This window comes from Burkholderia sp. AcTa6-5, from assembly GCF_017815075.1.
GTDB lineage: Bacteria > Pseudomonadota > Gammaproteobacteria > Burkholderiales > Burkholderiaceae > Burkholderia > Burkholderia sola.
On sequence record NZ_JAGIQE010000054.1, the window covers coordinates 1 to 3,721 of the forward strand.

6 protein-coding genes are annotated in these 3,721 nt (G+C 62.3%); 2 read left to right on the forward strand and 4 right to left on the reverse strand.

What is annotated here, in order from left to right; translation table 11 throughout:
* Positions 1-95 (reverse strand): SDR family NAD(P)-dependent oxidoreductase (locus J8I33_RS34090; protein WP_124496677.1); only part of this gene is annotated, 95 nt, incomplete at its 3' end.
* Positions 96-259: 164 nt separating this feature from the next.
* Here J8I33_RS34090 and J8I33_RS34095 point away from each other — a divergent pair.
* Both J8I33_RS34095 and rlmJ read left to right on the forward strand, forming a co-directional pair.
* Positions 260-1,231, forward strand: a complete 972-nt coding sequence (locus tag J8I33_RS34095; RefSeq protein WP_209939985.1) for an aldo/keto reductase — start codon at positions 260-262, stop codon at positions 1,229-1,231.
* Between the two features lie 111 nt (positions 1,232-1,342).
* Positions 1,343-2,188, forward strand: coding sequence for a 23S rRNA (adenine(2030)-N(6))-methyltransferase RlmJ (gene rlmJ / locus J8I33_RS34100; protein ID WP_209939986.1), 846 nt, complete (start codon positions 1,343-1,345; stop codon positions 2,186-2,188).
* Between the two features lie 14 nt (positions 2,189-2,202).
* Here rlmJ and J8I33_RS34105 read toward each other — a convergent pair whose 3' ends face one another.
* The 3 genes from J8I33_RS34105 to cueR all read right to left on the reverse strand — a co-directional run bounded on the left by J8I33_RS34105 (position 2,203) and on the right by cueR (position 3,448).
* Entirely contained in the window at positions 2,203-2,568 is a 366-nt protein-coding gene (locus J8I33_RS34105; protein ID WP_176017087.1) for a hypothetical protein, read from the reverse strand.
* A gap of 114 nt (positions 2,569-2,682) precedes the next feature.
* Entirely contained in the window at positions 2,683-2,829 is a 147-nt protein-coding gene (locus tag J8I33_RS34110; protein ID WP_006478295.1) for a DUF3563 family protein, read from the reverse strand.
* Between the two features lie 214 nt (positions 2,830-3,043).
* A complete protein-coding gene (cueR, locus tag J8I33_RS34115; protein ID WP_050018291.1) occupies positions 3,044-3,448 on the reverse strand; it encodes a Cu(I)-responsive transcriptional regulator in 405 nt (134 codons plus the stop codon).
* Positions 3,449-3,721 lie beyond the last annotated feature (273 nt).

Below are 3,721 nucleotides of genomic sequence, written 5' to 3' on the forward strand. Positions count from 1 at the left end.
GCGCCTGCCTTGGCCAGTTCCAGCGCGATTTCCTTGCCGATGCCGCTCGCGGCGCCCGTGACGACTGCGGTCTTGCCGCTCAGATCTGCTGCCATGTCCGTCTCCTCCCGATATCGGATCGATAAAACACGCGCCCGTCGCATCCGCGCTCATCGCGAAATCGCATCGGCGTGCCAGCCGTCATTGTGCACGATCGGCCCCGCCGTTCGTGCGCAAAACGTCTAAGCTTAAGGTCGGTTCCGTTCAGCAGGAGAGTCTCATGCACTATCGATGGCTAGGCCGCTCCGGCCTGCAGATCAGCGCGCTTTCCCTCGGCTCGTGGGTGACGTACGGCAACCAGGTCGACCAGCGGGTCGCGCGCGAATGCCTTGCCGCGGCACGCGACGCGGGCGTCAATTTCTTCGACAACGCCGAGGTCTACGCCGGCGGCAAATCCGAGGAAATCATGGGCCACGCGCTCAAGTCGCTCGACTGGCCGCGCGTCAGCTATATCGTGTCCACGAAATTCTTCTGGGGGCTCGCGGAAGCCCCGAACCAGTATCACACGCTGAACCGGAAATATCTGCTGAACGCGATCGACGGCTCGCTGCGCCGGCTGCAGCTCGACTATGTCGACCTCGTCTATTGCCATCGCCCCGATCCGCATACGCCGATCGAGGAAACCGTCTGGGCGATGAGCGACATGATCGTGCGCGGCAAGGCGCTGTACTGGGGCACGTCGGAATGGAGCGCCGACGAGATCCGTGCAGCATGCGAGATCGCCGAGCGGCACCATCTGCACAAGCCGGTCGTCGAACAGCCGCAGTACAACCTGTTCCATCGCAGCCGGGTCGAACAGGAATATGCGCGGCTCTACGACGATTACGGCCTCGGCCTGACGACCTGGAGCCCGCTGGCGTCGGGCCTGCTCACCGGCAAGTACCGCGACGGCGTGCCGCCCGGCAGCCGCGCGCAGTTGCAGGGCTACGACTGGATGCGCGAACGCCTGACCGATCGGGCAGCCAACGACATCGTCGAACGGCTCGGCGAGATCGCGGCCGAGCTCGGCTGCAGCACCGGCCAATTGGCCATCGCTTGGGTACTCGCGAATCCGCGCGTGAGTTCGGTCATCACGGGCGCATCGCGGGTCGACCAGATCGGTGACAACATGCGCGCGCTCGACGTTGCCGCGAAGCTGACGCCGGATGTGAAGCAACGCATCGAGGCAGTGGTCGGCGACGCATACGAGTAAGGCGACGCGCGGCCACTCGCGTACAATACGCGGCCGCATCGGCGCCCGGCCTGACGGCCGCGCGCGATCGAGCGCTTTCATCGATTCATCTTTCGTTTCAGGCGGCCAGCCATGCTCAGTTATCGTCACGGTTTTCACGCAGGCAATCACGCGGACGTGCTCAAGCACGCCGTCGTCGTCCAGCTGCTGCGCTACCTGAACAAGAAGGACAAATCGTACTGGTACATCGATACGCACGCGGGCGCCGGCGTGTACTCGCTGCGCGACGGTTATGCAGCGAAGACGTCGGAATTCGATACCGGCATCGGCCGGCTGTGGAACGAAAAGAACCTGCCGGAGGCGTTGGGTGACTATGTGGACGAAGTCCGCGCGCTGAACGACGACGGCGAACTGCACTTCTATCCAGGCTCGCCGTACATCGCATGGCGGTCGATGCGCGAGCAGGATCGTATGCGCCTGTTCGAAATGCACACGACGGAAATCGATGTGCTGCGCCACAATTTCCGCGATGCGGGGCGACGCGCGATGATCTTCGCCGGCGACGGCTTCGAAGGTATCAAGGCGCTGCTGCCGCCGCCGCCGCGACGCGCACTCGTGCTGATCGATCCGTCCTACGAGGACAAGAAGGATTACACGCGCACGGTGGGCTGCGTGACCGAATGCCTGAAGCGTTTCGCGACCGGCTGCTATGCGATCTGGTATCCGCAGGTCACGCGGACGGAATCGCAGCGCTTTCCCGAGCAGTTGAAGCGCCTGCAGCCGAACAACTGGCTGCACCTGACGCTGACGGTGTCGAATCCGCCGACCGACGGACTTGGCCTCTACGGCAGCGGGATGTTCATCCTGAATCCCCCATATACGCTCACCCAGAGCATGAACGAGGTCCTGCCTTACCTGGTCGAGAAGCTGGGACAGGATAGCGGCGCCCGCTGTCAAATCGAGCACCGCGGAAACTGACCGGGCGACGGTCGTTACGGCTGCGGCCTGGGCGCGAGCCGCGGCTGGTTGGCCGGCTGCCCGCCCCACGCGGGAACACTGATATACGGCGCGACGAACAGCGGAACCGACGTGTTCGTCCCCTGTCCGGCTGGAGCCCGCATACCTGCCGGCTCGACGATCGGCTCCTGCGACAACGGCGCCGTCTGCAACACCAACCCGCCCTTGCCGTCCTGGATACCGCGCTGCGTATCGAGAACGAGCGGCCTGGACGACGTCGCGGCGCCCGCCGCGATGCCATGGACGAGCACGACTGCGCCCAGAATGAGACGCGCGCGGGCACTGCGACGCACTTCGACACGCAAACGCATGATCGTGTCCTTCAGGATGAAAAGGTCCATACCATAGCGCTGCACCGACGATTTCGCCAGATCCGGCGCACAAAAAAACAAAGCCCCGTCAATACGGGGCTTGCTTATCGTGCGGTGCCGCGCGGCACCTGACGGTGACTCCGATTACAGCGAGTAGCCGTTGGTTTCGAGCGAGCGAATGCGGCTCTCGAGCTGGACGATGTCCGACGACGTGGCGAGGTAAGCCTCACGGCGCTCACGTTCTGCGGATTCGAACCAGTTGCTCAGCTTTTCAACGATGTAGGCGATCATGACGTTCTCCAAGGAAGAGGGACCCCTGGTGAATCGAAATTCAGGGATTTCCCGTATAGGGTTATCCCGAATTATAGCGACGCCGCACCAATATGCTAGTGAAAAACTTGCATGGAAACCATTCCAAATCGGAATGAAGAAAAGCGTGGCGCATCCAACCCGTTGATTTTAAATGACATGCTGTGTGGGCGCGTTTGGGGCTCGAGCACACGCACTAATTTGGTTCACTGACGGGGTCGGCCAAGCGCGCCAAAATCGGGCACTCCGGCCGCCCGTCACCATGGCAGTGCGCAGCCAGATCGGCCAGCGTGTCGCGCATGTCGCTCAGCTCCGCGATGCGTTTGTCGAGTTCGGCCACATGTTCAAGTGCGATCGATTTCACTTCGGCGCTGGCGCGTGAACGATCCTGCCAGAGCATCAGCAGCTTGCGAATGTCCTCGACGAGAAAGCCGAGTCGTCGTGCCTGTCGGATGAACCGCAAGATATGGATTTCGTCCGCGCCGTAGATGCGGTAGCCGGCATCGGTACGCTTGCTCGGCGCAAGAAGCCCGACCTGCTCGTAGTACCGGATCATTTTTGCGCTGACTCCGGATTCGCGCGACGCGTCGCCGATATTCATTCCCCGCCCCTCTCCATCAAACTCTGGTTTCGAACATGACCGCCGACGGACGCCCTCGTCGACGACATATCGATCGTATCAAATCGAGGCGGTTCGTTCCGGGGAAGAGTTGGCAGCAGGAACGCAGATGATCCGACCTTGCACGCACGCCGTTGGGTTGCGAGGGATGGGGGCGCTTCGCCACATGCTTTTGGGGATGCCGAAATGCAAAAACCCCCGCCTTGTCGGGCGGGGGTTTCTGGCTTAGGGAGCCTGACGATTACCTACTTTCAC

Coding starts and splice junctions, on each gene's coding strand:
- J8I33_RS34095 (WP_209939985.1), top strand. CDS start 260: ATGCACTATCGATGGCTAGGCCGCTCCGGCCTGCAGATCAGCGCGCTT.
- rlmJ (WP_209939986.1), top strand. CDS start 1,343: ATGCTCAGTTATCGTCACGGTTTTCACGCAGGCAATCACGCGGACGTG.
- J8I33_RS34105 (WP_176017087.1), bottom strand. CDS start 2,568: ATGGACCTTTTCATCCTGAAGGACACGATCATGCGTTTGCGTGTCGAA.
- J8I33_RS34110 (WP_006478295.1), bottom strand. CDS start 2,829: ATGATCGCCTACATCGTTGAAAAGCTGAGCAACTGGTTCGAATCCGCA.
- cueR (WP_050018291.1), bottom strand. CDS start 3,448: ATGAATATCGGCGACGCGTCGCGCGAATCCGGAGTCAGCGCAAAAATG.